Below are 23,409 nucleotides of genomic sequence, written 5' to 3'. Positions count from 1 at the left end.
TTCTCGCTACGTTCCGGTCCGCGATGTTTCCTCAAGCTCCGGCATTACAGAGTGAATTACTCTGCAGCGCCTTCTTCAGCTTCTGGTGCAACGCGTGGAGCGTGTACGTTTGCAACAGCTTTGTCGTCACCGTGAGCCAGTGCAACGAACTCAACGCCTTTAGGAGCCTTGAGGTCGGACAGGTGAACGATTGCGCCGATTTCCAGAGCCGACAGGTCGACTTCGATGAACTCAGGCAGGTCTTTCGGCAGGCAGGTCACTTCGATCTCGGCGATAACGTGCGAAACTTCGCCGCCTTTCTTGACCGGAGCTTCTTCACCAACAAAGTGCACAGGCACGATAGCGGTCAGTTTCTGACCAGCTACTACGCGTACGAAGTCAGCGTGCAGCACGTGGCCTTTAGCTGGGTGACGTTGCAGTGCCTTGATGATGACGTTCTGCTTGGTGCCGCCAACGTTCAGCTCGATGATGTGGCTGTAAGCCGCGTCGTTTTCGAGCAGTTTGGCGATTTCTTTAGCCAGCATGCTGATGGATTCAGGGGCTTTTTCGCCACCGTAAACTACAGCTGGAACCAGGCTTGCGAGACGACGCAGGCGGCGGCTCGCACCTTTCCCCAGGTCGGAACGCAGTTCAGCATTCAAAGTAAAATCGTTCATGTTGTATCTCCAAAATAACCACATTCGCCCTAGCGTTTGCGACCAGCGCTAAAGGCGATATGGGCAAAAAAGCCCCGCCCCAACAGAATGCTGGGGCGGGGCGCTTTTCGTCAGGTTGATGCTGCTAAGGTTTGACCCTTAACGGAACATCGCGCTGATCGATTCTTCGTTGCTGATGCGGCGAACCGCTTCGGCAACTACCGGTGCGATATCCAGTTGACGGATACGCGAACAGGCTTGAGCGGCAGCGGACAACGGGATGGTGTTAGTCACCACCAGTTCGTCCAGCATTGAGTTCTCGATGTTCTCGATCGCTCGGCCCGACAGCACAGGGTGTGTGCAGTAGGCGAAGACTTTTGCTGCACCGTGCTCTTTCAAGGCTTTCGCCGCGTGGCACAGGGTGCCGGCGGTGTCGACCATGTCATCAACCAGAATACAGGTACGCCCTTCGACATCACCGATGATATGCATCACTTCAGAGTGATTGGCTTTCTCGCGGCGTTTGTCGATGATCCCGAGATCCACGCCCAGGGATTTGGCAACAGCCCGTGCACGCACGACGCCACCAATGTCCGGGGACACGATCATCAGGTTTTCAAAGCGCTGGTCTTCGATGTCATCCACCAGGACGGGGGAGCCGTAGATGTTATCTACCGGAATATCGAAGAACCCCTGGATTTGGTCAGCGTGCAGGTCAACCGTGAGAACACGGTCGATACCTACCACGGTCAGCATGTCAGCAACGACTTTCGCGCTGATAGCCACACGTGCGGAACGCGGACGGCGATCCTGACGGGCATAACCAAAGTAAGGGATTACAGCTGTGATTCGAGTCGCTGAGGAGCGGCGGAAGGCATCAGCCATCACGACGAGTTCCATCAGGTTATCGTTGGTCGGAGCGCAAGTCGGCTGAATAATGAAGACATCTTTACCGCGGACGTTTTCATTGATCTCGGCTGTAATTTCGCCGTCGGAGAATTTACCGACAGAGATGTCACCGAGAGGGATATGCAGCTGACGTACAACACGCCGAGCCAGATCGGGGTTAGCATTCCCCGTAAAGACCATCATCTTGGACACGCGCAGTACCTAGAGGCTGAGGGTAACCTGGATGAGTATAGAAAATGGCAGGGGCGGCTGGATTCGAACCAACGCATGGCAGGATCAAAACCTGCTGCCTTACCGCTTGGCGACGCCCCTGTATCTGTTGCAACGAGTACCCAGTACTCGGTTCCTTTAGAGCAGACTTTGCAGCTTGCGATGCAACATCGAAACGTTGCTTCCCTTTGCTACAAACCCTGTAAGGGTCTCTGTAAGAAGGGCCGAGACTTTATCAGCTTCAGCTTTGCTTGGGAAGCCCCCAAACACACAACTTCCAGTTCCGGTTAATTTTGCTTCGGTAAAATTACCTAACAAATTCAAAGCGTTACGTACATCTGGATAACGCCTTGCTACAACCGGTAAGCAGTCATTTCGACTGTTTCCCTTGGGAACGGGGCGCACTTTAATGGGAGGAGAGTTACGTGTCAACAGTGGATCTGAAAAAATTTCTGCTGTACTTACAGATACTTGCGGAACAAGCACGACATACCACGGCTCTTCGGGGTCTACAGGGGTGAGTTTCTCCCCCACGCCTTCGGCAAAAGCGGCGTGCCCACGCACGAAAACCGGGACGTCCGCGCCCAGTGTCAGGCCCAGCGCCGCCAGGCGATCGTGGTCCCAACCCAGTTGCCACAAGTGATTCAGGCCGAGCAATGTCGTTGCGGCATTTGAGCTGCCGCCACCGATGCCGCCGCCCATGGGCAGGATTTTTTCGATCCAGATGTCGATGCCCAATGGGCAACCGGATTGTTCCTGGAGTTTTTTCGCGGCCTTCACAATCAGGTTGCTGTCGTGAGGCACGCCGTCGAATTCGGTGTGCAACTGGATCACGCCGTCATCGCGAACGGCGAAGGTCAGCTCATCGCCGTAGTCGAGAAATTGAAAAATCGTCTGCAACTCGTGATAGCCGTCTTCACGGCGACCGAGAATGTGCAGCATCAAATTGAGTTTGGCCGGGGAGGGCAGGGTCAGGCGTTGCTCGTTCATCTCACTGCCCCAGCTTGCGCGGTTGCCAGTCCTTGATCACCAGCGTGACGTCAAGGTCGGTGCCATGCAGCTTGATGCGCTCGGGCAGCCAGTAACCGTTCTGTTGCACATAGCTCAGGTATTCGACCTGCCAGCCATCCTGTTCCAGCGAAGCCAGGCGGCTGTCGCCATTGAGGCTCAGGCGGCTCTTGCTGTCTGGCGCAGGAAGACCGCGTACCCACCACACCAGGTGCGATACGGGGAGTTTCCAGCCCATCTGTTCTTCCAGCAGGGCTTCCGGCGTTGGCGCTTCATAGCGGCCCTGATTGGCCACTTCCAGGCTGACTTGCCCCGGCCGGCCGGTCAGGCGTGCCGCACCGCGGCCCAGCGGGCCAGACAGGCGAATGTCGTAATAGTCCTGGCGTTGCAGCCAGAACAAGGTGCCGCTGCCCGAATCTTTCGGGGCGCGAATGCCCACCTTGCCCTCGATCTGCCAGCCATCAAGGCTGCTCAGTTGATCCTTGTGCTGCTGCCACTGCGCCGGGTTGCCCGGGCCTTCGACAGATTCACGGGTGCCAAGACCGGAACAGCCGGCAAGCAGGGCAATAAAGCTGAAAACGATAACGTGGCGCAAAAACATAAAGTTAAAGGGTCTCGGATCCGGTCAGGCGCTTGATGGTGCTGCGCAGGATTGGGCTTTCGGGCTGTTCCTTGAGGAACTTCTCCCAGATTTGTCGCGCTTCACGCTGCTTGCCATTGGCCCAGAGCACTTCGCCCAGGTGTGCGGCGACTTCCTGGTCGGGGAAGCGCTCCAGCGCCTGGCGCAACAAGCGTTCGGCTTCGTCCAGGTTGCCCAGGCGGTAATTCACCCAGCCGAGGCTGTCGAGTACGGCCGGGTCTTCCGGGTTGAGCTGGTGAGCCTTTTCAATCAGCTCCTTGGCTTCGGCGTAACGCGTTGTACGGTCGGACAAGGTGTAACCCAGGGCGTTCAGTGCCATGGCATTGTCCGGATCGCGCTTGATGATCAGGCGCAGGTCTTTTTCCATCTGCGCCAGGTCATTGCGTTTTTCCGCCTGCATGGCGCGGGTGTACAGCAGGTTCAAGTCGTCCGGATACTGCAGCAAGGCTTGCTGGAGGATTTTCCAGGCGCGATCGCCCTGCTTGTTGGCCGACAGGGTCTCGGCCTGGATCAGGTACAGCTGGATCGCGTAGTCCGGTTCGGCATCCCGTGCGGCAGCCAGGCGTTTTTCCGCCTCGTCGGTGCGGCCGTTGTTCATCAGGATATCGGCCTGGCGCAGTTGCGCCGGCAGGTAGTCATTGCCGGCGCCGACCTGGGCGTATTCAAGCAATGCAGCCTGCGGGTCGTTACGCTCTTCAGCGATGCGGCCCAGGTTCAGGTGCGCCGAATCCACGTGGCTCTCGCGGGCGATCAGGTCTTCCAGGTAACCCTTGGCCTCATCCCAGGCCTTGGCTTCCAGGCACACCAGCGCCAGGGAGTAGCGCAATTCGTCATCGTCCGGGTATTGCTGCACGAGGTTGGCGAACTGCACCTTGGCGTCTTCCATGCGGTCCTGTTCGACCAGCATGCGGGCATAGGTCAGCAGCAGGCGCTTGTCGCCCGGGTACTTCTTGATGCTTTTTTCCAGCAGCGGAATCGCTTCCTTGCCGCGGTTGAGGTTTTGCAGCAGGCGGGCGCGCAGCAGGATCGGCGCGATCTCGCCCTCTTCCGGCGGGTGTTGCTCCAGCAGCTTCAGCGCAGCCTCGGGCTCATCATCCTGTTGCAACAACAGCGCCTTGCCGAAAATCAGCTGGCTGTTGTTCGGGTGTTTTTGCAGCAGGCGGTCGAAACTCTTCATCAGGCCGTTGCGGGTGTCCTGATCGGTGTCGGCGGCCGACAGCGCGAGGAAGTCGAAATGCGTGTCGCCCTTGCCCTGCAGGACCTTCTCCATATACACCATGGAGTCGTCATAGCGCCCGGCGCGGGCCAGTTGAATGGCCGCTGCCCGTTGTGCCTCGAGATCGTCCGGGGCGTTTTTCGCCCAGATCAGCGAGGAGTCCAGGGCCGCCTGATCGGCGCCCAGGTACTCGGCGATGCGAAACGCCCGCTCCGAAATCCCCGGATCCTGAGTATTGATGGCCTGGGTCACGTAGTTATCCAGGGCAATGTCGAAACGATTGCGCTGGCCGGCCAGCTCCGCGCTCAGCAGGCTGAAGATCGTCTCTTCACTGAACGAGGAATAAACCTTGGGCTTTTCAGGGGCGGGGGTGCTGTCTTCTACCGGCGGCGTACCGTCCGGCGACACGGGTGCCATGGCCTGGCAGCCGCTGAGAAAGACAAAAGCAAGGAGCAACGCGGAAGATCTATTCATATAGGAAGAGGACGACTAACCTGCGGTCGGATCATCATGACACAAGCCTTCGGCCAAACATAACCGTGTAGGAGCGAGCTTGCTCGCGAAGAACCAGAGGACAACGCGTTTTATCCCGTAAGCCAGCGTTATCGTTAACGACCATCGCGAGCAAGCTCGCTCCTACAGATGGCCTTTATAGGCGTAAGCTAATAGGACAATAGCCTACGGTGGTTGTTCTGAATCATTCGAAGTAGGACAATTGTCGGCTTCCCGACATCATCAGCGATATTGAATGGCCTTCCTTGCACTCGGTATTAACCACAAGACTGCTTCTGTAGACGTCCGCGAGCGCGTGGCTTTTACTCCCGAGCAGTTGGTTGAGGCCTTGCAGCAGCTCTGCCGGCTCACCGACAGTCGCGAAGCTGCGATCCTTTCGACCTGTAATCGCAGCGAGCTCTATATAGAGCAGGAACATCTTTCAGCGGATGTGGTGCTGCGCTGGCTGGCCGATTACCACCATTTGAGCCTCGATGAGCTGCGCCAAAGCTCATATGTGCACGAAGAGGATGCGGCAGTTCGTCACATGATGCGAGTCGCCTCCGGGCTGGATTCGCTGGTGTTGGGCGAGCCGCAGATTCTCGGCCAGATGAAGTCCGCCTACGCCGTGGCCCGCGAGGCCGGCACCATCGGCCCGCTGCTGGGGCGCCTGTTCCAGGCCACCTTCAACTCCGCCAAGCAGGTGCGCACCGACACCGCCATCGGTGAAAACCCGGTGTCCGTGGCGTTTGCCGCCGTCAGCCTGGCCAAACAGATTTTCAGTGACTTGCAGCGCAGCCAGGCCCTGCTGATCGGCGCCGGCGAGACCATCACCCTGGTCGCCCGCCACCTGCACGAGCTGGGCGTAAAGCGCATCGTCGTCGCCAACCGTACCCTGGAACGCGCCAGCATCCTGGCCGAGCAGTTCGGTGCCCACGCGGTGTTGCTTTCCGACATCCCGGCCGAGCTGGTGCGCAGCGACATCGTCATCAGCTCTACTGCCAGCCAGTTGCCGATCCTCGGCAAGGGCGCGGTGGAAAGCGCCCTGAAACTGCGCAAGCACAAGCCGATCTTCATGGTGGATATCGCCGTTCCCCGGGACATCGAGCCTGAAGTCGGCGAGTTGGACGACGTTTACCTCTATAGCGTCGACGACCTGCACGAAGTGGTCGCCGAAAACCTCAAGAGTCGCCAGGGCGCTGCCCAGGCTGCCGAGGAAATGGTCAGCACCGGTGCCGACGATTTCATGGTGCGCCTGCGTGAACTGGCGGCAGTGGACGTGCTCAAGGCCTACCGTCAGCAAGGCGAACGCCTGCGGGACGAGGAATTGATCAAGGCCCAGCGTATGCTCGCCAACGGCAGCAGCGCCGAAGACGTGCTGATGCAACTGGCGCGCGGCCTGACCAACAAATTGCTGCATGCTCCCAGTGTCCAGTTGAAAAAGCTTACCGCCGAAGGCCGCCTCGATGCGCTGGCCATGGCTCAGGAACTCTTTGCCCTCGGTGAGGGCGCGACAGAAAGCTCTTCGGATAAAAAACCGCAATGAAAGCGTCACTGCTCAATAAACTGGACGTCCTTCAGGACCGTTTCGAAGAACTGACCGCCTTGCTCGGCGATGGCGAGGTCATCTCCGATCAGACCAAGTTCCGCACCTATTCCAAGGAGTACGCGGAAGTTGAGCCGATCGTGGGCACCTATAAACAGTTGCTCAAGGTTCAGGCTGACCTCGAAGGCGCCCAGGCGCTGCTCAAGGACAGCGACCCGGACATGCGCGAAATGGCCGTTGAAGAAGTGCGAGAGGCCAAGGACAAGCTGATCGAACTGGAAGGCGACCTGCAACGCATGCTGTTGCCCAAGGACCCGAACGACGGGCGCAACGTATTCCTTGAAATCCGCGCCGGCACCGGCGGTGACGAAGCGGCGATTTTCTCCGGCGACCTGTTCCGCATGTATTCGCGCTATGCCGAGCGTCGCGGCTGGCGTGTGGAGATTTTGTCCGAGAACGAAGGCGAACACGGCGGCTATAAAGAAGTCATCGCCCGGGTTGAGGGCGAGAATGTCTACGGCAAACTGAAGTTCGAATCCGGCGTGCACCGCGTGCAGCGGGTGCCGGCCACGGAATCCCAGGGCCGTATCCACACCTCGGCGTGCACCGTGGCCGTGTTGCCCGAGCCCGACGAGCAGGAAGCCATCGAGATCAACCCGGCAGACCTGCGGGTCGACACCTACCGCTCATCGGGCGCCGGTGGCCAGCACGTCAACAAGACCGACTCGGCGATCCGTATCACTCACTTGCCTTCGGGCATCGTGGTGGAGTGCCAGGAAGAACGTTCCCAGCACAAGAACCGTGCGCGGGCCATGTCCTGGCTGTCGGCCAAGCTGAATGACCAGCAGACCAGCGCCGCCGCCAATGCGATTGCCAGCGAACGTAAGTTGCTGGTGGGCTCGGGCGACCGTTCCGAGCGCATTCGTACCTACAACTTTGCCCAGGGCCGGGTCACCGACCACCGCGTCAACCTGACGCTGTACTCCCTGGACGAAATCCTCGCCGGTGGCGTCGATGCGGTAATCGAGCCGTTGTTGGCCGAATACCAGGCCGACCAGCTTGCGGCGATAGGTGAATAAATGACCATTATTGCCAGTTTGTTACGCGCCGCCGACCTGCCGGACTCGCCGACTGCGCGCCTGGACGTGGAATTGTTGCTGGCCGCCGCCTTGGGCAAGTCCCGCAGCTACCTGCACACCTGGCCGGAAAAAATCGTCAGCAGTGAACACGCGCTGACCTTTGCCGACTACCTGCAACGCCGTCGTGCCGGCGAGCCCGTGGCCTACATCCTCGGCCAGCAAGGCTTCTGGAAGCTCGACCTGGAAGTGGCACCGCACACGCTGATCCCGCGTCCGGAAACCGAGATGCTGGTGGAAGCCGCCCTGGAATTGCTGCCTGCCACACCGGCCAAGGTCCTGGACCTGGGCACCGGCAGCGGCGCGATTGCCCTGGCCCTGGCCAGCGAACGCCCGGCCTGGCAAGTGACGGCGGTCGACCGCGTGCTGGAAGCTGTGGCCCTGGCCGAACGCAACCGCCAGCGCCTGCACCTGAACAACGCCACGGTGCTGAACAGCCATTGGTTCAGTGCCCTCGAAGGCCACACTTACAACCTGATCATCAGCAACCCACCTTATATAGCCGACACCGACCCGCACCTGGTGGCCGGTGACGTGCGCTTTGAACCGGCCAGCGCGCTGGTATCCGGGCATGACGGCCTGGACGACCTGCGGCTGATCATCGCCCAGGCGCCTGCGCACCTCGACGCCGCGGGTTGGTTGCTGCTGGAACACGGTTACGACCAGGCGCCCGCCGTGCGCGACCTGCTGCAGGGGGAAGGCTTTGAAGAAGTCCACAGCCGCATCGACCTGGGCGGCCACGAACGCATCACGTTGGGGCGCCGCCCGTGATGAACGACCAGGAGCTGTTGCGCTATAGCCGGCAGATTCTGTTGCAGCATGTCGACATCGAAGGCCAGTTGCGCCTGAAAAACAGCCGCGCGCTGATCGTCGGCCTGGGTGGCCTCGGTTCGCCGGTGGCGCTGTACCTGGCGGCGGCGGGGGTGGGTGAGCTGCATTTGGCGGATTTCGACACTGTCGACCTGACCAACCTGCAACGCCAGATCATTCACGACACCGACAGCGTCGGCCTGAGCAAGGTCGACTCGGCGATTCGCCGCCTGAGCGCGATCAATCCTGACATACAGCTGGTTGCCCATCGCAGCGCGCTGGATGAGGATTCCCTCGCGGCCGCCGTTGCGGTGGTCGATGTGGTACTGGATTGCAGCGACAACTTCTCCACCCGCGAAGCGGTCAACGCTGCGTGTGTCGCTGCCGGCAAGCCTTTGGTGAGCGGTGCGGCGATTCGCCTCGAAGGCCAGCTGTCGGTGTTCGACCCTCGTCGCGCCGAAAGCCCCTGCTACCACTGTTTATACGGGCACGGCAGCGACGCCGAACTGACCTGCAGCGAAGCCGGCGTCATCGGCCCGTTGGTGGGCCTGGTCGGCAGCCTGCAGGCCCTGGAAGCCTTGAAGTTACTGGCCGGTTTCGGCGAGCCGTTGGTGGGGCGGCTTTTGTTGATCGACGCCCTGACCACGCGTTTTCGCGAGCTGCGGGTCAAGCGTGACCCCGGTTGCATCGTCTGCGGTAGCCAACATGGTTAAGGATGCGCCGATTGGTGTGTTCGACTCCGGTGTCGGCGGCCTGTCGGTGCTGGACGAAATCCAGCGTCTGCTGCCCCATGAGTCGCTGCTGTACGTGGCGGATGGCGGGAATATCCCCTACGGCGAGAAAACCCCGGCGTTCATCCTCGATCGTTCGCGACAGGTGGCGGCGTTCTTCCGTGAGAAGGGCGCCAAAGCGTTTGTGATTGCCTGCAACACGGCGACCGTTGCGGCGGTTGCCGATTTGCGCCAGGACTATCCCGACTGGCCATTGGTGGGCATGGAACCGGCAGTCAAACCCGCGGCTGCCGCGACCCGCAGTGGCGTCGTCGGCGTGCTGGCGACCACCGGCACCCTGCAAAGCGCCAAGTTCGCCGCCTTGCTTGACCGCTTCGCCACCGATGTGCGGGTGATCACCCAACCCTGCCCGGGCCTGGTGGAGCTGATCGAAACCGGCGACCTGGACAGCCCGGCCCTGCGCCTGCTGTTGCAAGGCTACGTGGAGCCGCTGATTGCGGCCGGTTGCGACACCATCATCCTTGGCTGCACCCACTACCCGTTCCTCAAGCCCCTGCTCGCCGAGATGCTCCCGCCGACGATCATTTTGATCGACACCGGGGCGGCAGTAGCGCGTCAATTGCAACGTCTTTTGAGTGATCGCGAACTGCTGGCCACTGGCAATCCGCCGCCTGTACAGTTCTGGACCAGCGGCGATCCGCAGCATCTAAGAAATATCCTACCGACCCTATGGAAATCTCCCGGAGTTGTGCGTAGTTTTGGCGTGTGAAAAAAACGTGAAATAACGCCTTTATCCGCTGAACTTCTGGCTATACGGCAGCTTCTATAGCAAGTTAGCCGGTACAAAATCATACAACTTCGTTCGGAAGGGATGTTTCTCTATGAAGCGCTTGTTCTGTTTGGCTGCGATTGCGGCCGCAATGTTGGGGCACTCTTTTTCCGCACAGGCGGCAGGCCTGGAACTTGGGGTGGGAAGTACGAGCGATTCGACCATGACCTATCGGTTGGGGCTGACCTCGGACTGGGATAAAAGCTGGTGGCAGACCGATACGGGGCGCGTGACCGGGTACTGGAGCGGCGCCTACACCTACTGGGACGGTGACAAGCGGGCCAGCGTCAGCAGCCTGTCGTTCTCACCCGTGTTTGTGTATGAGTTTGCCGGGGAGAGGGTGAAGCCGTACATCGAGGCCGGCGTGGGTGTGGCCGTGTTCTCCCGCACGCGGGTAGAAGACAACAATATCGGCCAGGCTTTCCAGTTTGAAGACCGGCTGGGCTTTGGCTTGCGCTTTGTCGGTGGCAGTGAAGTGGGGATTCGGGCCACCCATTACTCCAATGCCGGGATCAGCAGCAATAACGATGGTGTAGAGAGTTATTCGCTGCACTACACGCTGCCGTTGTAGTTTTTTAAGCACACTGCAAAACCATTGTGGGAGCGGGCTTGCTCGCGAAAGCGGTATATCAGCCACGAATCAGTTGACTGACACACCGCTTTCGCGAGCAAGCCCGCTCCCACATTGGCTACTCATTGGTTCCGAAATCAGCGATACACCGTCGCAATCCCCTGGCGCTCATCGATGCACTCCGGCGCGCCCATCTCGAATTCCCGGCAGATCAGCGGCCGCTTCTCGTAAATCGTGCACATCATCGTGTCGCGGTCCAGCGCCGCGCACCAGCCGTCATCCAGGCGCAGCATGACTTCGCCGCCCCAATCGTCGGTATCGATAAAGCGATCGGGCACGCCGGTGTCGGTGATCAGCATGACTTCCAGCTGGCAGCAGCACGCGGCGCAGGTGGAGCAGGTGACGGCAGGTTCGGCGATTTGGGTATGGGGGATGTTGGTCATAGGCGCGCAGTGTAAGGCAAGCGGCTCATAGGTGTGTGAAAGGCCTGACGGACGTCAATGCGCCAACTGCCTGGCGACCCAATGCAACAACGGAAAAATCATCCCCCAGAGTAACGCCAGGCCGATGACGGTCGGCACGGTGCCATAGCCGAAACTCACCCCCGCCAGTTGGCTGCCCGCGTAATAGGACAGCGGCCCACCCACCGCCCCCAACAAACTCGCACGCCACCAGGGCTGCGCGCTCCAGGCCAGGCAATGGCGCAGCGTGGTCGCCAGCAATGCCCACAACAGGATCAGCCACCATGGTGCCAACGGTCCGGGCAGGCTGAAATGAAACACGCCGAATGCTCGTAGCACGGTGTCGATCACGGTGCCCAACAAGGTGACGGCAAGAATCACCTGGCCTTCCGCTGACCACGAACTTATCCACAGCAGATGGATTACCAGCACCGCCAACCCCACCAACAGCCACAGACTGTCGCCGCCCAGCACACAGGCAAACCAGCCGCACTGGAACAGCACGGCATTTGCCAGTGGTTTAAGCATCAAAGCGCCCGAGCAGTGGCTGGGTCAGCGCCGCCGGCTTGGCCAGCAGCATCTGCGCGGTGCCGATGGTGCGCTCCATAAAGCCGCCTTCGCAGTAGCACAGGTAAAACTCCCACAGCCGCAGGAAGTATTCGTCGTAGCCCATTTCCGTCAGGCGGCTGTGGGCGCGGCGAAAGTTCTCATGCCACATGCGCAGGGTTCGCGCGTAGTGCAGGCCGAAGTCCTCCATGTGCAGCAGGTTCATGTCAGTGTCGCGGCTGACGACCTCCAGCATCTTCTGTACACAGGGCAGGGCGCCGCCGGGGAAGATATAGCGCTGGATAAAATCCACGCTGCTCTTGGCTTGTTCGTAGCGCTGCTCGCGAATGGTGATGGCTTGCAGCAACATCAGGCCGTTGCTCTTGAGCAACTGCGCGCACTGTTTGAAATAGGTCGGCAGGAAGCGGTGGCCCACGGCTTCGATCATCTCGATCGACACCAGCTTGTCGTACTGCCCGGTCAGGTCGCGGTAGTCCTCCAGCAGCAACGTCACCTGATTCTGCAAACCCAGGGCCTCGATGCGTTTTTCAGTGTAGGCAAACTGCTCTTTGGACAGGGTCGTGGTGGTGACCTTGCAGCCGTACTGCTGCGCGGCATAAATCGCCATGCTGCCCCAGCCGGTGCCGATTTCCAGCAGGTGGTCGGACGGTTTCAGCGCGAGCTTCTGGCAGATGCGTTCCAGTTTGTTCAGTTGTGCCTGTTCCAGTGTGTCATCGGCGGTGAGGAACTGCGCGGCCGAATACATCATGGTCGGGTCGAGGAATTCCTCGAACAGGTCGTTGCCCAGGTCGTAGTGGGCGGCGATGTTTTTCTGCGAGCCCTTGCGCGTGTTGCGGTTGAGCCAGTGCAGGCCCTGGGTGAAGGGCCGCGCGAGTTTCGCCAGGCCACCTTCCAGCGCATCCAGCACGTCGAGGTTGCTGACCATCACCCGTACCACGGCGGTCAGGTCCGGGCTGCTCCAGTAACCATGGATAAATGCCTCGCCGGCGCCGATGGAGCCGTTGGCCGCCACCAGCCCCCACACGGCTGAATCGAGGATCTGGATCTCCCCCAGCAGGTGCGCTTCCCGTGCGCCGAAGACTTGCCGTTCGCCGTCCTCGATCACCACCAACTGGCCGTGGCGCAGTTGGCCGAGCTGGCGCAGCACGGCTTTGCGCAGCAGCGCGGCGGTCATGCCGTTGACGTTCAAGCGGTTGGATTTGACCGATAAGCTAGGGGATTTCATGGCGGCGATCCTTGGTGTAACCGACTGCGGTGCGAGAAGCGCCTTCGGCGGCGTGATGGGAAAAAATCGGCGTGCGTTTAAGCAAGAGGCGCAAGGCCTGCCAATAAATGGCCAGGCAGGTCTTGGCGGTCATCCACGGGAAGCGCCACAGGTAGCGGTGCAGGCTGGCGCGGTTCAGGGCTTCGCGTTGCAGGCTCAAGGTGGCGTCAAAGACTTTCAGTTCGCCCTGCCAGTCGGCCATGTGCACGCCGAGCCTGGCGGCGGGCGGGCTGAAGCTCATGCGGTATTCCAGGTCCCGGGGCAAGAACGGCGACACATGAAACGCCTTGGCCACGGCGAAGTGCTGATGCTCACCGGCAGGCAGCGCCTGGGCCGGCAGCACGTAGTGATAGCGCTCGCGCCACGGGGTGTTGGTCACTTCACAAAGGATCGCGGCCAGCGTTCCGTCGGCCTCGAAGCAGTAGAAGAAACTCACCGGGTTAAAGGCCAGGCCCCAACTGCGGGCCTGGGTCAGCAGGCAGATAACGCCCGAGGGGATGCGCCCCAGGGCCTTGCCGACTTCTTGGCGCACGGCATCGGTCAAACTCATGCCGTGACGGGTCAATTCACGCAGGTAATCCTGCTGGCGAAACGCGAACGGCGCCCAGCGCTCACCCGCCAATGGCGACAAGCCGAACACTTCGTCCTGTTCGCTGAGGTCCAGGTACAGCAGGCCGATCCGGTACCGAAAGGCATGGCCCTTTGGCGTAAACCGCCGATGGGCGATCCAGCCGCTGTACAGGGCGCTGTTCACAGGATTTCCCCGAACGCCTTGGCCACGCGCAATGCGCTGACCACGCCGTCTTCGTGGAAACCGTTGGCCCAGTAGGCGCCGCAATAATAGGTGTGCTGCGTGCCGTGCAATTCTTCCCAGCGCGCTTGGGCGGCCACAGCGGCCAGGCTGTATTGCGGGTGGGCGTAGGTGTAGCGGGCGAGGACTTTGAGCGGGTTGATCAGCGCCTTTTGATTGAGGCTCACGCAAAAGGTGGTGGTGCTGTCGATGCCTTGCAGGATGTTCATGTCGTAGGTCACCGCCGCCTGTTTTTGCGCGCGGCCATCCAGGCGGTAATTCCAGCTGGCCCAGGCCAGTTTGCGCTCGGGCAGCAGACGGGTATCGGTGTGCAGGACGACGTCATTGTCGGCGTAGGGCAGGGCGCCAAGGATCTGTTGCTCGGCCAGGCTCGCATCCCCCAGCAACCCCAGGGCCTGGTCGCTGTGGCAGGCGAACACCACCTTGTCGAATGCCTCGCTGCCGGCGGCGCTGTGGATAACTGCGCCGATGGCTGAGCGCTCAACCCGGGTGACCGGGCAATTGAGGCGGATATTTTCGCGGAAGGACTGGGTCAGCGGTTCGATATAGCGGCTGGAACCGCCTTCGATCACGCACCACTGCGGCCGGTTGCTCACCGACAACAAGCCATGGTTCTTGAAGAACCGCACGAAGAATTGCAGGGGAAACCCGAGCATGTCAGCCAGGGACATCGACCAGATCGCCGCGCCCATCGGCACGATGTAGTGCTGGATAAATCGCTGGCCGTAGCCGCCCGCTTGCAGGTACTCGCCCAGGGTCATCTCGGCGCTGATGCGTTGCTCTTGCAGGTCCAGGGGCGCCTGGCGGTTGAAGCGCAGGATATCGCGCAACATGCCCCAGAACCCCGGCGACAGAATATTCCGGCGCTGGGCAAACAGGCTGTTGAGGTTGTTGCCGTTGTACTCGAACCCGGCGTTCGGGTCGCACACCGAAAAGCTCATCTCGGTGGGTTTGTACGTCACGCCAATTTGCCCCAGCAGCTTGATGAAGTTGGGATAGGTCCAGTCGTTGAACACGATAAAGCCGGTGTCCACCGCATGGCTTTTGCCTTCCACTGTGACATTCACCGTGTGAGTGTGCCCGCCGATGCGGTCGCCCGCTTCGAACAGGGTGATGTCGTGGCGGCGACTGAGCAGGTAGGCGCTGGTCAGCCCGGCAATGCCGCTGCCGATAATGGCGATCTTCACAGGTCGTCCTTTCTCGGCGGCGGGCTGCGCAGCATGCGTTTGCCAATGATCAACTGGACGCGGTTCGGCAGTTTCGACAGTGGCCACAAGGCGGCAATAAACAGGGCAGGGAAGGCAATTTCCAATGGACGGTTTTGCAGCTTGGCGAAGATATGTCGCGCGGCCTTGTCTGCCGGCCAGCTCAGGGGCATCGGGAAATCATTGCGGGCGGTCAGCGGCGTGTCGACAAACCCCGGGCTGACCACGGTGACGTCGATCCCTTCAGGCGACAGGTCGATACGCAGGGACTCGAACAGGTAACGCAGGCCGGCCTTCGACGCACCATAGGCTTCCGCCCTGGGCATCGGCAGGTAGGTCACCGCACTGGCCACACCGACCAGGTGCGGTGTATGACCGGCGCGCAACAGCGGCAGCGCGGCCTCGATGCAGTAACTGCTGGCCAGCAGGTTGGTGCGCACCACGTGCTCGATGATCGAGGCGTCGAATTGCCTTGCATCCACGTATTCGCAGGTGCCGGCATTCAGGATCACCGTATCCAGCGAACCCCAGGCCACCGCGATGTGTTCACCGATCTCGCGTACGGTCTGGCTGTTGGTCAGGTCGCCGGCCACCACCAGTACTTGCCCGGGATATTGCTGGGCAAGCTGTTCAAGGGGCGCCTTGGAGCGGGAACTGAGGGCCACATGGGCACCGCTTTCGAGCAGCGTCTTCGCCAGTTCGGCCCCGATGCCACTGCTGGCACCGGTCAACCAGTAACGACGTGGAAGGTTAAGGCTCATCCCATTCTCCTTTTCAGCCAGCTGACCACACCGCCAAGGACCGGCACGTGTTCATACAGCAACTGTCCAGCGTCAAAATAATCCCGGTGGCGATACACCTTGTCGCGCCACAGCAGGTGCGAGCAGCCTTCCACACGAATCACTTCGCCCTTGGCCAGGCGCGGGTGGCAGAAGCTCATTGTCCAGCGCAGGTAGCCTTCGCCTTCCGCCACTTGATCAAAGCCATGGAAGTCAAAGCGCAATTGGGTAACGTTGTCGTACAGCTCGGCGAAGTAGCGGTGCAACGCCGGCAGCCCGTGCACCTCGTGCAGTGGGTCGGTGAAACTGATGTCCTGGCTGTACAGGCCGTCGAGCAGGTGCAGGTTGTGCTTGTCCACGCTGGCGAACACCTGGGCGAAGCGGCGCAGGAAATCACTCATAAGCACCTCCGACCGCCTGGCGTGAAGGCAGGCTGCGGAAAGCGGCGAGGGCGCGCTCGCGGGATTTTTTCAAATCGACGATAGGACGAGGATAGTCGGCCACACCAAACAGGCCGCCCACGGCGTCGGGGTTGTGCACTTCCTTTTTGTTCAGCGCCGACAACTGTGGCAGCCAGTGCTTGATAAACACACCTTCGCCGTCGAATTTTTCCGATTGGCTCAAGGGGCTGAAAATCCGGAAGTACGGGGCCGAGTCGGTGCCGGTGGACGAGCTCCACTGCCAGCCACCGTTGTTGGCTGCCAGGTCGCCGTCGATCAGGTGACGCATGAAAAAGCGCTCGCCTTCGCGCCAGTCGATCAGCAGGTTTTTGGTCAGGAACATCGCCACCACCATGCGCAGGCGATTGTGCATCCAGCCGGTTTCCAGCAGCTGGCGCATGGCGGCGTCGATGATCGGCAGGCCGGTGCGTGCTTCCTGCCACGCTTTCAAGTCTTCCGGGCTGTTGCGCCAGGCCACGGCTTCGGTCTCTGGACGGAATGCGCGGTGGCGCGAGACCCGTGGGTAGCCCACCAGAATATGTTTGTAGAACTCGCGCCACAGCAGCTCGTTGATCCAGGTAATCGCGCCGATGTCGCCGCTTTCGAATTCACCCTGGTTGCTTTGCAGCGCGGCATGCAGGCACTGGCGCGGTGAAACCACGCCTGCTGCAAGGTAGGCCGAAAGCTGGCTGGTACCGGGCTTGGCCGGGAAGTCGCGTTCGTCCTTGTAGTAGCTGATTTGTGCGTCGGCAAACTGGTCGAGACGGCGCCGGGCTTCGGCTGCGCCGGCAGGCCACAGGGCGCGCAAGGCTTCGCTCGGGGTAGCGAAGCCCTCGACGTGATCCGGAACCTCGTCGCTTTTGAGTTTGAGCGGCGCCTGCGCCTTGGGCGTGGCGACCAAACGCGGCAAGGCGCCATGCAGGCGGCTGTAGCAGACCTTGCGGAACTGGCTGAACACCTGGAAGTAGGTGCCGGTCTTGGTCAGCACGCTGCCGGGCTGGAAAAACAACTGGTCCAGATAGGTGTGGAACGTGATGCCTTGAGCTTCGAGGGCCTTGGCCACGGCGGCGTCGCGGCGCTCTTCGTGGATGCCGTATTCGTCATTGACGTGTACCGACTCCACCGACAGTTCCTGGCACAGGCCTGCCAAAACTTCAGGTGCTTGATCCCAAGTGTCGGCATGGCGGATCAATAACGGAATGTTCAACTCGCCCAGTGCCGAGCTCAAGCGCTGCAGGTTGCGCAGCCAGAAATCGACCTTGCACGGCGCGTCATCGTGGGCCAGCCATTGCCCGGGGCTGATCAGGTAGACGGCCGCTGTCGGGCCACGCTGTGCGGCGGCGGCGAGGGCGGTGTTGTCATGTAGGCGCAGGTCGGTGCGCAGCCAGATCAAGTGCATTTAAATAAGTCCACGCTGGATCAGTACCTGATGGGCCGACAACGGGTCTTCGGCCAGGAGCAATTCAGGAATCTCTTGGGTTAATACGGACAGCTCCGCCTGGTGGATGCATACCGTTGGTCCGGTTATCAGTTTTGGGCAACTGAAGCCGCTCAACAGTTTGCCCAGCACCGAGGTATGGAGTGCCTTGCTCGAATACAGCAGTACCGCACGGGGTTGCAGATGCTCGACGGCCAGGGCCAGTTCGCCCACCGGCAATGGCCAGTCGAAAACTTCCACCGGGCAATCGGCGCTGCTGGCGAGCCAGGCGGTGAGCCACAGGTGCGGCTCCAGCGGCAGGTCGGAATGGTTGATCAGCAGCAGGGGGGCGCCGTTGAGCTGGCGGTTGTTGTGATACATCCGCGCACCGAATTTGCTGCGCAGCCAGGAATAGAAAAATACCCGTTCCATCTGCGCGCCGAACTGGCCTTGCCAGCGCAGTTCGAGCTCCTTGAGCAACGGCAATAACAGTTGCTCGCACAAGGTGCGCGGCGGGTACAGCGCCATGGCCTGGTTGAAGGCATCATCCACCCGGCGCTCGGCCAGTTCGCTGATGGCCTGCACCAGGTGCTGGCGGCGGTTGTGCCATTCGTTTTCCACCGGCGGCTCGCTGGTGGCTTGCGCGGTGTCGATCAGGCTCTTGACCTGGCTGACCGGCACACCGCGGTTGAGCCAGGTCAGGATGGTATGGATGCGTTGCACGTGCTCGGCACTGAACAGGCGGTGCCCCTTGGGCGTGCGCTGGGGCACGATCAGGCCGTAGCGGCGCTCCCAGGCGCGCAAGGTCACGGCGTTGACGCCGGTCTGGCGCGCCACTTCGCGGATCGGCAGCCAGCCTTGGTCGATGGCCTCGGCGATGTCTTCGCCAGGTTCTTGCAGGGGAAAAGTCATAGGTTAAATCGCATTACGCAGGCTGAGGTTTTCCGGGTGCGGTTGCAGGTAGGCCTGCTGCGCGATATAGCGGTCCGGATGCTGGCGAAAGTGGTGCTTGAGCAGCGTCAGCGGTACCACCAGCGGCACGATGCCCTGGCGGTATTGGCTGATGATGGTCTGCATTTCCTGTTTGTCTTCGGCGCTGATGGCTTGCTTGAGGTAGCCGCTGATGTGTTGCAGCACGTTGGTGTGGGTGCCGCGTGTGGCGCACTGGGTCAGGGCGCTCATCAGTTCGCTGAAGTAACCGGCGGCCAAGGCGTCGAGGTCGACGTCCCTGGGCATGCTGCCCAGCAGGTTGCCGAGGCTTTTGTAATGCACCGGGCTGTGGGCCATCAGCAGGTATTTGTAGCGCGAGTGAAATTCCAGCAGGCGGTGACGGGTCAAGCCTTCGGCGAGCAGTTGCTGCCAGGTGGCGTAGACGAACACCCGGGTCAGGAAGTTTTCCCGCAGCACCGGGTCATTCAGCCGACCGTCTTCTTCCACCGGCAGATTGGGGTGGCGTGCACAAAACGCCTGGGCGTAGATGCCGCGCCCGCCGCCGTCGATGGGCATGCCGTTGTCCTGATAGACCTTGACCCGTTCCAGGCCGCAGGACGGGGATTTCTGCATGAAGATGTAACCGCAGAGGTCGGTGTGTTCAGCAGCCATTTGCTGGCCGTAATCGTCCAGCGGCTGGGTCACGTTAAGTTCGCGGTTTACGGTGCCAACGGCCTGTGGATTGAGCGGGTCGCCCACCAGGCGAATCGGTTCGCGGGGGATGCCCAGGCCAATGGCGACTTCAGGGCACAGCGGCACGAAGTCGAAATAATCGGCCAGGGTCTGGCTACACAGCTGGGATTGTTTATGCCCGCCGTTGAAGCGCACTTTCTCGCCCAACAGGCAGGCGCTGATGGCGATTTTCGGTTTGCCGGTGGCGGGCAGGGTGCTGGACATGGCCAAACCTCGATGAAATTCCTGTACAGAGTTAAATTCCTGTACAACTTAATCTCATCATAGGTTTGAAGCTGTACAAGTCAAATAATTTGTACAGGTATTTGCGGAATGGCTATTTCCAGCCGATTTTCCAGTCTTCGGCGTTTTGCAGGGTTTGCCAGGCCAGGCGCTGCACGCGATGGCTCATCACGGCTTCCAGCTCGATTTCCTGCACATCGCCTTCGTCATCACGCAGCAGTTTGGTCACCAGAAAATGTTTTTCCTTGTGCTGCGGGCGGGCTGCTGTCCACTTCGACAGCAGCAACTTGGCGGGATTGATGCGGTTCATCGCAGGTGCTCGATCAACCGCCGCGCCGCCTCCTGGCCGCTGAGCCACGCACCTTCCACGCGGCCTGACAGGCACCAGTCGCCACATACATACAGGCCCAGGTCGGCGTCGGCCAGCACGCCAAATTCATGGCTGGTGGACGGCCGCGCGTACAGCCAGCGGTGGGCGAGGGTGAAGGAAGGCGCCGGCATGGCGCTGTGCAGCAGTTCGGCGAAGGCGCCGTGCAGGTGTTCGATCACGGCTTCCTTGGACAGGTCCAGGTGTTGCTTGCTCCAGGTGCTGGTGGCGTGCAAAACCCAGGTGTCGAGGGTGGTGTCGCGCCCCGGTTTGCTGCGGTTGCGCGCCAGCCAGTCCAGCGGGCTGTCCTGGACGAAGCAGCCTTCCATGGGCGTATCCAGCGGCTTGTCGAAGGCCAGGGCAATGGCCCAGGTCGGGTCCATCTTGACCCCGGCGGCGACACTCGCCAGCTTGGGCGCAGCGGCCAGCAAGGCAGTGGCCTGGGGCGCTGGGGTGGCGATGATCACGTGGCTGAACGGGCCGTGGCTTTCGCCGTCGGCGTCCAGCAGGTTCCAGTGATGTTTACCCTGGAACACCTCGGTGATGCGGCAACCGAACTGCACCGGCAAGTCATCGAGCAGGGCGCGGGTGATCGCGCTCATGCGCGGCGTGCCGACCCAGCGGATCTGTTCATCGGGGGAGGGCGTCAGTTGGCCGGACTTGAAGTTGTACAGCTGTGGCTTCCATTGCTCGGCGCAACCATTGGCCTGCCAGCGTTGCACCTCGTTGACGAAGCGCCGGTCGCGGGCGGTGAAGTACTGTGCGCCCATGTCCAGCGAGCCCGCATCGCTGCGCTTGCTGGACATGCGACCGCCACTGCCGCGGCTTTTATCGAAGAGTTGTACAACGTGCCCCGCGTCTTTCAACGCTCGGGCGGCGGAGAGACCGGCGATGCCGGTGCCAATGATCGCGATGGGAACAGTCATGGGAGGCCTCGTTTTACCGTTGGGTACAGACTACGCCGACACCAATAGCTGTACAATATTGTTTTTTGGTATAAGTTTTGGCGTACCTGATCGTTTGGCGTGACCTATGGTTAAACCTGAAGGTTTAACCAGCGTTGCGCCCGATTAAAACATCCCTGTTTATAAAATAGACTAACGGTGGTCGGCGAACGTTACACGAGGAACAACTCATGCACATTTTGCTGACCGGCGGTACCGGTTTGATCGGCCGTCAACTTTGCCAATACTGGCTTGCCCAGGGCCATCGCCTCACGGTCTGGAGCCGCCATCCCGAACAAGTGGCTAAATTGTGCGGCGCCCAGGTGAGTGGCGTCGCCCGCCTGCAAGACATAAACGAGGCGGTGGACGCGGTGGTCAATCTGGCCGGCGCGCCGATTGCCGACCGGCCCTGGACGCATAAACGCAAGGCGCTGTTGTGGAGCAGCCGTATCGGCCTCACCGAAACGCTGCTGGCCTGGCTTGAGGGCCTTGAACACAAACCGGCGGTGTTGATCTCCGGTTCCGCGGTGGGCTGGTACGGCGACGGTGGTGAGCGCGAGCTGACCGAAGACAGCGGCCCGGTGCAGGACGATTTCGGCAGCCAGTTATCCATTGCCTGGGAAGAAACCGCCCAGCGTGCCGAGGCATTGGGCATCCGCGTGGTGCTGGTGCGTACCGGGCTGGTGCTGGCGGCGGAGGGCGGCTTTTTGTCGCGGCTGTTGCTGCCGTTCAAACTGGCGCTGGGCGGGCCTATCGGCAATGGTCGGCAGTGGATGCCATGGGTCCATATAAAGGATCAAATCGCCCTGATTGATTTTCTTCTGCACAAGACCGATGCCAGCGGTCCTTATAATGCCTGCGCGCCACACCCGGTACGCAACCTGGAGTTCGCCAAGACCCTGGGCAAGGTGCTGCACCGCCCGGCGTTCATGCCCATGCCGGCGTTTGCCTTGCGTATCGGCCTGGGCGAGTTGTCCGGTTTGTTGCTGGGTGGCCAGCGGGCTTTGCCGCAGCGGCTGTTGGCGGCCGGTTTCACTTTCCAGTTCACTGAGTTGCATGCGGCCCTGGACGACTTGTCCAGCCGCCTCTAGAGATAGGATGTTGCATGACGGATCACGCGTTGTTACTGGTCAACCTGGGTTCACCGGCGTCCACTTCGGTGGCGGATGTGCGCAGCTACCTCAATCAGTTCCTGATGGACCCTTACGTCATTGACCTGCCATGGCCGGTTCGGCGTTTGCTGGTGTCGCTGATCCTGATCAAGCGCCCGGAGCAATCGGCCCATGCCTACGCCTCGATCTGGTGGGACGAAGGCTCGCCGCTGGTAGTTCTTAGCCGTCGCTTGCAACAACAGATGACTGCACAGTGGACCCAGGGGCCGGTGGAGTTGGCCATGCGCTATGGCGAGCCGTCGATTGAAAGCGTACTGACCCGGCTGGCGTCCCAAGGCATCAAGAAAGTGACCCTGGCGCCGTTGTACCCGCAGTTTGCCGACAGCACCGTGACCACGGTAATCGAAGAGGCCCGGCGCGTGGTGCGGCACAAAAAGCTGGCGATCGAGTTTTCGATTCTGCAGCCGTTCTACGATGAACCGGAGTACCTGGACGCCTTGGCCAACAGCGCCAGAGCCTATGTGGAAGAGGATTTCGATCACCTCCTGCTGAGCTTTCATGGGTTGCCCGAGCGCCACCTGAAAAAGCTCGACCCTACCGGGCAACACTGCTTCAAGGACGCCAACTGCTGCCAGAACGCCTCTCCCGAGGTGCTTGCCACGTGCTATCGCGCGCAGTGTTTCAGCGTTGCGCGGGATTTTGCCGAGCGCCTTGGCTTGCCGGATGGCAAATGGTCGGTGGCGTTCCAGTCGCGGCTGGGCCGGGCCAAGTGGATCGAACCGTACACCGAGGCACGCCTTGAAGCGTTGGCTCAACAGGGCGTGAAGAAGCTGCTGGTGATGTGCCCGGCGTTTGTTGCGGACTGCATCGAGACACTGGAGGAAATTGGTGATCGCGGCCTGGAGCAATTCCGCGAGGCGGGGGGCGAGGAGTTGGTGTTGGTGCCGTGCCTGAACGATGACCCGCAGTGGGCGGCGGCGCTCAATACCCTGTGTGAAAGAGCGCCGGTCGCGCTGTAGTCAAGCCGGGTGAGGCCTGAGTGTGGGAGCGGGCTTGCTCGCGAAGGCGGTGGGTCAGTGAATGAAGATGGCGACTGACACACCGCCTTCGCGAGCAAGCCCGCTCCCACATTGACTGTGCCCACTTTGGATTTGCGGGGTTACTCGTGATGCGGCTCGCCCTGGAAAGCTCAGGGAACTGGAAAGAGCGCCGGTTGCACTGTAATCAAGCCGAGTGAGGACTAAATGTGGGAGCGGGCTTGCTCGCGAAGGCGGTGGGTCAGTTAATGAAGATGGCGACTGACACACCGCTTTCGCGAGCAAGCCCGCTCCCACATTGACTGTGCCCACTTTGGATTTGCGGGGTTACTCGTGATGCGGCTCGCCCAGAAAGGTCAGGGAACTG

Annotated in this window: 25 protein-coding genes and 1 tRNA gene; 8 read left to right on the top strand and 18 right to left on the bottom strand. The window is 60.9% G+C overall.

Translation table 11 applies throughout. The annotated features are described in order from the left end of the window. Positions 1-56: 56 nt before the first annotated feature. From HX873_RS18245 to HX873_RS18220, 6 genes are all read right to left on the bottom strand, one after another. Positions 57-656 carry a 50S ribosomal protein L25/general stress protein Ctc gene (locus HX873_RS18245; RefSeq protein ID WP_003208391.1) on the bottom strand — a complete coding sequence of 200 codons (600 nt, stop codon included), beginning with the start codon at positions 654-656 and terminating at the stop codon, positions 57-59. Positions 657-794: 138 nt separating this feature from the next. Then, the gene (locus HX873_RS18240) at positions 795-1,736 is read right to left on the bottom strand and encodes a ribose-phosphate pyrophosphokinase (RefSeq protein WP_003208392.1); all 942 of its coding nucleotides are present in this window, start codon (positions 1,734-1,736) and stop codon (positions 795-797) included. Between the two features lie 45 nt (positions 1,737-1,781). Beyond that, a tRNA-Gln gene (locus tag HX873_RS18235) sits at positions 1,782-1,856 on the bottom strand. A gap of 36 nt (positions 1,857-1,892) precedes the next feature. After that, the gene (ispE, locus tag HX873_RS18230) at positions 1,893-2,744 is read right to left on the bottom strand and encodes a 4-(cytidine 5'-diphospho)-2-C-methyl-D-erythritol kinase (RefSeq protein ID WP_003208395.1); all 852 of its coding nucleotides are present in this window, start codon (positions 2,742-2,744) and stop codon (positions 1,893-1,895) included. Position 2,745: 1 nt separating this feature from the next. After that, positions 2,746-3,363, bottom strand: coding sequence for a lipoprotein insertase outer membrane protein LolB (lolB, locus tag HX873_RS18225; RefSeq protein WP_008432261.1), 618 nt, complete (start codon positions 3,361-3,363; stop codon positions 2,746-2,748). Between the two features lie 4 nt (positions 3,364-3,367). After that, positions 3,368-5,092, bottom strand: coding sequence for a tetratricopeptide repeat protein (locus tag HX873_RS18220; protein ID WP_008432263.1), 1,725 nt, complete (start codon positions 5,090-5,092; stop codon positions 3,368-3,370). A gap of 274 nt (positions 5,093-5,366) precedes the next feature. Here HX873_RS18220 and hemA point away from each other — a divergent pair, with 274 nt between their 5' ends. The 6 genes from hemA to HX873_RS18190 all read left to right on the top strand — a co-directional run bounded on the left by hemA (position 5,367) and on the right by HX873_RS18190 (position 10,733). Beyond that, on the top strand, positions 5,367-6,656 hold the full coding sequence (gene hemA / locus HX873_RS18215; protein ID WP_008432265.1) for a glutamyl-tRNA reductase: 1,290 nt from the start codon (positions 5,367-5,369) through the stop codon (positions 6,654-6,656). Further along, a complete protein-coding gene (prfA, locus tag HX873_RS18210; RefSeq protein WP_003208405.1) occupies positions 6,653-7,735 on the top strand; it encodes a peptide chain release factor 1 in 1,083 nt (360 codons plus the stop codon). Before hemA ends, prfA begins: the two co-directional genes overlap by 4 nt. Next, positions 7,736-8,563: a peptide chain release factor N(5)-glutamine methyltransferase gene (gene prmC / locus HX873_RS18205; RefSeq protein ID WP_087693770.1), complete on the top strand. Its 828-nt coding sequence runs from the start codon at positions 7,736-7,738 to the stop codon at positions 8,561-8,563. Beyond that, positions 8,560-9,315, top strand: a complete 756-nt coding sequence (locus HX873_RS18200) for a molybdopterin-synthase adenylyltransferase MoeB (RefSeq protein ID WP_177051819.1) — start codon at positions 8,560-8,562, stop codon at positions 9,313-9,315. Before prmC ends, HX873_RS18200 begins: the two co-directional genes overlap by 4 nt. After that, positions 9,308-10,102, top strand: a complete 795-nt coding sequence (gene murI, locus HX873_RS18195; RefSeq protein WP_003208413.1) for a glutamate racemase — start codon at positions 9,308-9,310, stop codon at positions 10,100-10,102. The genes HX873_RS18200 and murI overlap by 8 nt, the downstream gene beginning before the upstream one ends. Positions 10,103-10,214: 112 nt before the next feature. Next, positions 10,215-10,733, top strand: a complete 519-nt coding sequence (locus tag HX873_RS18190; protein ID WP_003208415.1) for an acyloxyacyl hydrolase — start codon at positions 10,215-10,217, stop codon at positions 10,731-10,733. Between the two features lie 137 nt (positions 10,734-10,870). Here the strand turns inward: HX873_RS18190 and HX873_RS18185 are convergent, their stop codons facing one another. The 12 genes from HX873_RS18185 to HX873_RS18130 form a co-directional block, all read right to left on the bottom strand. Further along, complete coding sequence (locus HX873_RS18185; RefSeq protein WP_003208416.1) at positions 10,871-11,176, bottom strand: YkgJ family cysteine cluster protein; 306 nt, start codon at positions 11,174-11,176, stop codon at positions 10,871-10,873. Between the two features lie 54 nt (positions 11,177-11,230). Next, the gene (locus HX873_RS18180) at positions 11,231-11,722 is read right to left on the bottom strand and encodes a DUF2878 domain-containing protein (RefSeq protein WP_008432274.1); all 492 of its coding nucleotides are present in this window, start codon (positions 11,720-11,722) and stop codon (positions 11,231-11,233) included. Beyond that, positions 11,715-12,986, bottom strand: a complete 1,272-nt coding sequence (locus HX873_RS18175; protein ID WP_003208420.1) for a cyclopropane-fatty-acyl-phospholipid synthase family protein — start codon at positions 12,984-12,986, stop codon at positions 11,715-11,717. Before HX873_RS18175 ends, HX873_RS18180 begins: the two co-directional genes overlap by 8 nt. Continuing rightward, entirely contained in the window at positions 12,973-13,779 is an 807-nt protein-coding gene (locus HX873_RS18170; RefSeq protein WP_087693766.1) for a DUF1365 domain-containing protein, read from the bottom strand. The genes HX873_RS18175 and HX873_RS18170 overlap by 14 nt, the downstream gene beginning before the upstream one ends. Continuing rightward, positions 13,776-15,023, bottom strand: a complete 1,248-nt coding sequence (locus HX873_RS18165) for an FAD-dependent oxidoreductase (protein ID WP_177123006.1) — start codon at positions 15,021-15,023, stop codon at positions 13,776-13,778. Before HX873_RS18165 ends, HX873_RS18170 begins: the two co-directional genes overlap by 4 nt. Next, positions 15,020-15,802: an SDR family oxidoreductase gene (locus HX873_RS18160; RefSeq protein ID WP_008432280.1), complete on the bottom strand. Its 783-nt coding sequence runs from the start codon at positions 15,800-15,802 to the stop codon at positions 15,020-15,022. The genes HX873_RS18165 and HX873_RS18160 overlap by 4 nt, the downstream gene beginning before the upstream one ends. Beyond that, positions 15,799-16,221, bottom strand: coding sequence for a nuclear transport factor 2 family protein (locus HX873_RS18155; protein ID WP_008432282.1), 423 nt, complete (start codon positions 16,219-16,221; stop codon positions 15,799-15,801). Before HX873_RS18155 ends, HX873_RS18160 begins: the two co-directional genes overlap by 4 nt. Further along, complete coding sequence (phrB, locus tag HX873_RS18150; RefSeq protein ID WP_087693764.1) at positions 16,214-17,659, bottom strand: deoxyribodipyrimidine photo-lyase; 1,446 nt, start codon at positions 17,657-17,659, stop codon at positions 16,214-16,216. Before phrB ends, HX873_RS18155 begins: the two co-directional genes overlap by 8 nt. After that, a complete protein-coding gene (locus HX873_RS18145) occupies positions 17,660-18,589 on the bottom strand; it encodes a MerR family transcriptional regulator (protein WP_087693763.1) in 930 nt (309 codons plus the stop codon). Positions 18,590-18,592: 3 nt separating this feature from the next. Then, complete coding sequence (locus tag HX873_RS18140) at positions 18,593-19,564, bottom strand: DUF523 and DUF1722 domain-containing protein (RefSeq protein WP_256349641.1); 972 nt, start codon at positions 19,562-19,564, stop codon at positions 18,593-18,595. Positions 19,565-19,676: 112 nt separating this feature from the next. Then, positions 19,677-19,892, bottom strand: coding sequence for a TIGR02450 family Trp-rich protein (locus tag HX873_RS18135; protein ID WP_003208432.1), 216 nt, complete (start codon positions 19,890-19,892; stop codon positions 19,677-19,679). Further along, the gene (locus HX873_RS18130) at positions 19,889-20,875 is read right to left on the bottom strand and encodes an NAD(P)/FAD-dependent oxidoreductase (RefSeq protein WP_003208434.1); all 987 of its coding nucleotides are present in this window, start codon (positions 20,873-20,875) and stop codon (positions 19,889-19,891) included. Before HX873_RS18130 ends, HX873_RS18135 begins: the two co-directional genes overlap by 4 nt. A gap of 209 nt (positions 20,876-21,084) precedes the next feature. On the opposite strand from HX873_RS18130, the gene HX873_RS18125 reads away from it, so the two are divergent. Both HX873_RS18125 and hemH read left to right on the top strand, forming a co-directional pair. Continuing rightward, positions 21,085-21,984 carry a TIGR01777 family oxidoreductase gene (locus tag HX873_RS18125; protein WP_177123005.1) on the top strand — a complete coding sequence of 300 codons (900 nt, stop codon included), beginning with the start codon at positions 21,085-21,087 and terminating at the stop codon, positions 21,982-21,984. A 14-nt stretch (positions 21,985-21,998) separates the two neighbouring features. Next, positions 21,999-23,024: a ferrochelatase gene (gene hemH, locus HX873_RS18120; protein WP_003208438.1), complete on the top strand. Its 1,026-nt coding sequence runs from the start codon at positions 21,999-22,001 to the stop codon at positions 23,022-23,024. Positions 23,025-23,409: the final 385 nt, after the last annotated feature.

The organism is Pseudomonas sp. P7758, from assembly GCF_013386485.1.
Classification (GTDB): Bacteria; Pseudomonadota; Gammaproteobacteria; order Pseudomonadales; family Pseudomonadaceae; genus Aquipseudomonas.
The sequence above is the reverse complement of the archived record's forward strand: the minus strand, read 5'-3'. Positions and strand labels throughout refer to the sequence as shown.